The 5,315-nt window shown below is 39.7% G+C and carries 6 protein-coding genes; 2 read left to right on the top strand and 4 right to left on the bottom strand.

Annotation, left to right across the window (positions count from 1 at the left end; genetic code table 11):
- Window positions 1-108 precede the first annotated feature (108 nt).
- The gene (locus tag AC1DDX_RS22870; protein ID WP_288884387.1) at window positions 109-243 is read left to right on the top strand and encodes an alanyl-tRNA synthetase; all 135 of its coding nucleotides are present in this window, start codon (window positions 109-111) and stop codon (window positions 241-243) included.
- 123 nt (window positions 244-366) lie between these two features.
- Here the strand turns inward: AC1DDX_RS22870 and AC1DDX_RS22865 are convergent, their stop codons facing one another.
- The 4 genes from AC1DDX_RS22865 to AC1DDX_RS22850 are packed head-to-tail and all read right to left on the bottom strand — an operon-like array spanning window position 367 to window position 4,359.
- The gene (locus AC1DDX_RS22865) at window positions 367-1,434 is read right to left on the bottom strand and encodes a dipeptidase (protein ID WP_337717970.1); all 1,068 of its coding nucleotides are present in this window, start codon (window positions 1,432-1,434) and stop codon (window positions 367-369) included.
- 3 nt (window positions 1,435-1,437) lie between these two features.
- Window positions 1,438-2,571, bottom strand: a complete 1,134-nt coding sequence (locus tag AC1DDX_RS22860; RefSeq protein ID WP_337717972.1) for a D-TA family PLP-dependent enzyme — start codon at window positions 2,569-2,571, stop codon at window positions 1,438-1,440.
- Complete coding sequence (locus tag AC1DDX_RS22855; protein ID WP_048906113.1) at window positions 2,564-3,037, bottom strand: RidA family protein; 474 nt, start codon at window positions 3,035-3,037, stop codon at window positions 2,564-2,566. Before AC1DDX_RS22855 ends, AC1DDX_RS22860 begins: the two co-directional genes overlap by 8 nt.
- A gap of 8 nt (window positions 3,038-3,045) precedes the next feature.
- A complete protein-coding gene (locus tag AC1DDX_RS22850) occupies window positions 3,046-4,359 on the bottom strand; it encodes a gluconate:H+ symporter (RefSeq protein WP_172660425.1) in 1,314 nt (437 codons plus the stop codon).
- A gap of 83 nt (window positions 4,360-4,442) precedes the next feature.
- Between AC1DDX_RS22850 and AC1DDX_RS22845 the strand changes: the two genes are divergently transcribed.
- Window positions 4,443-5,141 carry a 3-keto-disaccharide hydrolase gene (locus AC1DDX_RS22845; protein WP_172660426.1) on the top strand — a complete coding sequence of 233 codons (699 nt, stop codon included), beginning with the start codon at window positions 4,443-4,445 and terminating at the stop codon, window positions 5,139-5,141.
- Window positions 5,142-5,315: the final 174 nt, after the last annotated feature.

Below are 5,315 nucleotides of genomic sequence, written 5' to 3'. Positions count from 1 at the left end.
GTTTAAACTAATACATTCAAACATTAAAATTACATTCAATTTTATTTACAATTATTTCAAATAAGATATATTTGTCTGAAGATAAACAGCGTTATGAATTGATATCTTATGACTAGTAGAACCCCATCAGAAAAAAAAGCTGCAATTCTAAAATGGCTGAAAAAAGTCGGCGTTTGGGGATTTTTGTTTTTCCTGATAAAAGGCCTGATCTGGCTGGCCGTAGGGTATTGGGCGCTTAAATAAATAAACGACTTTCAGACAACTCTTGAACGACTTTGAAACGAGTCTGGCCGACCTTTAACATTAAAACGACTTTAAAAAGTCTTTTTAATGTTAACGTATAGACTAAGATGTTATAGACCCCAATTACCATGCTTTTCGCAAAAACCTTAACCAGTTTCCACTCATCAGATTTTCAATATCCAGGTCCGAATATCCTCTGACCTTAAACAAGGCAGGTATCTTTTGAAGATCAGCAATAGTTTCCAAATCATAAGGACACTGTTCCTTCCCAAATGCACCATCAAGATCAGAACCAATTCCAACATGATGCGTATTTCCAGCTAACTGGCAAATATGATCTATGTGATCAATCATCACATCCAGATTGCAATTCATTTGCTTTGGGGTAGACTTACCACGCACCCAGTTAGGCACCATCATCCAGGCATCTAAAGCACCGCCAATAACTGCACCCCGTTCTATTAGCGCCTTGATCTGATCATCACTAAACTGACGGTTATGGTTCACAAGCGCCCTGCAATTGTTATGTGAAGCCCAAACATGGCCGCTAAAATAATCAAGAGCCTCCCAAAAACTATCATCACATAAGTGTGTAGCATCTAAAATAATATTCAACCGCTCCATTTCCTTAAGCAACTCATGACCATTAGGCCCCATAAATCCAGTTGCATCAGTACCCTGAGCATATCTTCCAGGACCATAATGAGCTGGACCAACGGCTCTTAAACCATTTTGATGCGCTTTTTCTAAATGCCCAATGGTTACTATGGAATCAGCACCTTCGAGACTTAAAATATAGCCAATTGGTTTTTGAGCATCCAAGGTATCAGCAGCCCATAAAGCAAGGTGCTTTTCTAAACCTGCCAGATCAGTAATCTGCACCATCTCCCCTGCCTCCTCCATTGCTTTATACCATGCAAGCTGACCTTGGGTTTGCGCCCATGCCTGTGCCGGGGAGTGCCATCCGGGCAACTTATTCCCTGGTGCTACATATCGGGCAATCTGGGTGGCTACAACAAGTCCGATTTTACCTTTTCTAAGTTCGGGTAACGAGACAACTGCTTTTGCCCTATCCGGCTTATCAGTTAATCCCTCCTCCCTCGCATTGATCGAAGAAACAGGCAAAGTCAAATCACGATTCCACTCCAAAGCATTCATGCTTAAATCCAAATGCGCATCAATTGTAAACATAGGTTATATATTAATCTTTCTATTTCTTGAAACAATGGCCCATTCGCCGGTAATTTTATAATCTATAACCGTCGCTGCATGGTCATATAAGGCAACAGTTGGACAAATATGGATTGGCAAACCATACAAAACATCCCCTATTTTAAAACCATGTCCTTTAGTCATTTCCAATACCAAATGCTCTTCGCTCTGACTTATTATTTTGGCATCCGGAGCATTCAAAAATGAAACTCTTTTAGTAAGTTCATTTTCTGCAGCTACAGCTTTATGTCCTAAATCCAGACTTATTTTGGTTTCATCCGGCAAAGAAATTACGCGACTTATAAGAACCGCTGCAATTAAATACTCCTGCTCTTCAAAAGAGTTTTGGTATCCTTTATCCCACAGAATAAATGTACCCGGACTACATTCTACTTCGGGTTGTTCCGCGTAAAAAGGATAAGTAGGCGTACCACCACCTACAATAACCGGCACAGGCAAACCTTTAGCTACAATGCTATCTTTTAAGTTTTTAAGTAAATTCCAGCCAACCTGCCACTTCTCCCTTCTTTGCGATAATGAAACATCATGGATATGACCATCATAACCATGCAAACCTATAGCATTTATTCCGCCGGAAACATTCATTTTCTGGTAAAGTGCCAGCGCCTTTTCGTTGGGTAAAATGCCCGTTCGGTTCATCCCTAAGTTCAGATCCAGAAACAAATTTATTTCCAATCCCGATTCAACAGCAGCTTCCGAAAGTTCATTTAATGATTGCTCATTATCGACCAAACACGAAAATCGTGTTAGCGGAAAAGCTTTTATAAGCGATACGTATCTTTTAACTTTTGGGCCAACAGGCTGATAGGCCAGCAAAACATCCTCAGCACCGCAAAGGGCTAACATCTCTGCCTCTGCAATTGTAGCACATTTAAACTTAGCTATTCCGGCATTTATCATCAACAAGGTAACCTCACTGGATTTATGAGTCTTTACATGAGGTCGCAATCTGCTAACCGAATCAATGCTGGCTTTTAACTGAGTGATGTTATCTGCAATACGATCAGGGTAAAAGACCAATGCCGGTGAATCAAGTTCACTCACATTATCAATCTCAAACCAATACCGGTTTGTTAGTTTTTTAGGGTTATTCATGAAGTTCGAATAAAGCTTCAATCTCTACAGGGATGTTGTCAGGCAACGACCCAAAACCTACCGCACTTCTGGTGCCAATGCCATTTTCTTCTCCCCAAACCTGGGCAAAAAGTTCGCTGCAACCGTTAATTACAAAGGGATGCCTTTCGAAATCTGGCGTGCAATTTACCATCCCTAAAACTTTGATTACTCTTTTTACACGGTTTAAGCTGCCTAAATTTGTTTTTATGGTTGATAACATGGTTAACCCTACTTGTCTTGCAGCAAGTTTACCTTCTTCTTTATCAAATTCAACACCCACACGTCCGATTATCAAACTTTTATCATCTCTAACAGGCCCATGTCCTGATAAATAAAGATACTTTCCATCAATCAAAAAAGGTTTATAAACACCCAAAGGTGTTGGCGCCGGAGGCAATGTTAATCCTAATTTTTCAAACTGTTCATCTGCATTAAAAGTTCCCATATCTATATTTAAATAATTTGATTTAATAAAAGTACGCCTACCAATCCAACAACACCTACTATTGATTCCATTACGGCCCACGATTTAAAGGTATCCTTCATACTTAAGTTAAAGTACTCTTTAAACATCCAGAATCCGGAATCGTTTACGTGCGAAAACATTAAACTGCCTGCACCAACTGCCAAAACCATTAAGTTAGGATCTGTATTAGACGATACCATCAAAGGTAAAATAATCCCCGCAGTTGTCAAGCCTGCTACTGTTGCAGAACCCACACAAAAACGAATAATTGCGGCAATTAACCAGCCTAAAAATAAAGGCTGCATATCCATATCTTTTAAAAGGACTGCTATTTGTCCGCTTACCCCACTATCTACCAAAACTTGCTTTAATGCGCCAGATCCACCGATAATTAACAATATCATGGCAACATCTTTAATCGCTTCGCCATAGATATTCATGATATCCCCCATTTTCTTGCCCTGAAAAATACCTAGCGAAAATGTTGCAACAAACAATGCAATAAGCATGGCAATTGTCGGACTTCCCGCAAAAGCAAAGAAATTGGACACAGCTGGATTCTGATTTTCTGAAAATGTGAATACTGTAGCGCCTATTAAAAGTAAAACAGGCAGTAAGGCCGTAAAAAAGCTATTAAATGTGCCCGGCAATTCTTCTTCAGGCATATCGGCAGGAACAAAAGATGCCAATGGTTTTGATGGAATAGCTTTAAGCGTTCTCGAAAACAATGGTCCACCTATAATAATGGCAGGCACAGCTACAATTAATCCGTACAACAACGTTAAACCCATATTGGCCTTAAACTGAATAACAAGTGCAGAAGGCGAAGGATGCGGTGGTAAAAATCCGTGAGTAACAGATAAAGCAGCAAGCATAGGCAAACCGATGTAAATAACAGGCAACTTATACTTGTAAACAATAGAAAAAATCAACGGAACCATTAACACAAAACCTATCCCGTAAAACAATGGAATACCGATTAGGAACCCCGTAGTAACTACTCCCCATTGTATATATTTCTCTCCGCAAAAATTCATCATAGAGGATGCAATTCTTTGCGCTGCGCCACTTTGGGCCACAAGTTTACCCAACATAGCCCCCACAGTAATGATTACTACCAAAGAGCCTAAAACATCTCCAATTCCCTTTTCTACGGAGGCTGTAACTTTATTAAGTGGAATGCCCAGTAAAATACCGGCAAGTATAGATACAATTAGAAATGCAACAAATGCATTGACCTTAAATGCTGAAACTAAAACAATCAGAAATAGGATACACAATAGGACGATTAGGATGGTCATACTTTCTTATTTTATTTGGAAAACACAAAATAGAAAAAAAAGCGAGTTGCTAAAAGTATTTCTATATTAGTATTACAATAAAGATGAAAAGAAACCTAACCAAATCACTTCTGGCACTAGCTTTAATTTTAAGCTCAGCTGCCTCATTTGCTCAATCAAAGAGCTTGTTTAATGGCAAAGACCTAACCGGATGGCATGCAGATGTTCCTGAAATGGATAAAGATTCAAACGCCCGGATGCCTTTTATCATTCGTAACGGTTTATTGGTAAGTTTGGGAACTCCAGGAGGTCACCTGATTACCGATGCTACTTATAAAAATTACCGTTTGGAAGTACAATATCGTTTTGCCGCCAAACCAGGCAATTGTGGTGTACTTGTACATGCTTCTACACCGAGGGCACTTTACGATATGTTCCCAAAATCAATAGAAGTACAAATGCAGCATACTATGGCCGGTGATTTTTGGTGTATCCAGGAAGACATTACTGTTCCTGATATGGAAACAAGACGTGGTCCCAAAGAAAACTGGGGCGTTAATGGCGATAAGCTTAGAAGAATAAAAAGATTGGTTCAGGATGTTGAGAAACCTGTAGGCGAATGGAATAAAATGGTTATCGAATGTTTGGGTGATCAGGTGAAAGTATGGGTTAACGACGTTTTTGTAAACCATGGAACCAATTGCACGGTAAGTAGCGGCAATATTGCATTGCAGGCAGAGGGCTCTGAAGTGGAGTTTAGAAAAGTGGTATTGGAACCGATTAAGAAATTAACGGTAAAATAGCCATTCTACTCTAAGACTGGAATCTTTTGCCCGCTTCGCTAAATGGGCAAAATTTCCTAGGCCTTTTCGCAGAAAGTCGATTTTAAGTAAAGCGAGTGAACTAAGTTATCGTTCTAAAATAGCCACCTCGTCATCTCGACAATAGGAGAGATCTCTCCTATTGTCGAGATGACG

The organism is Pedobacter sp. 10L46_2 (assembly GCF_056395165.1).
The sequence above is the reverse complement of the archived record's forward strand: the minus strand, read 5'-3'. Positions and strand labels throughout refer to the sequence as shown.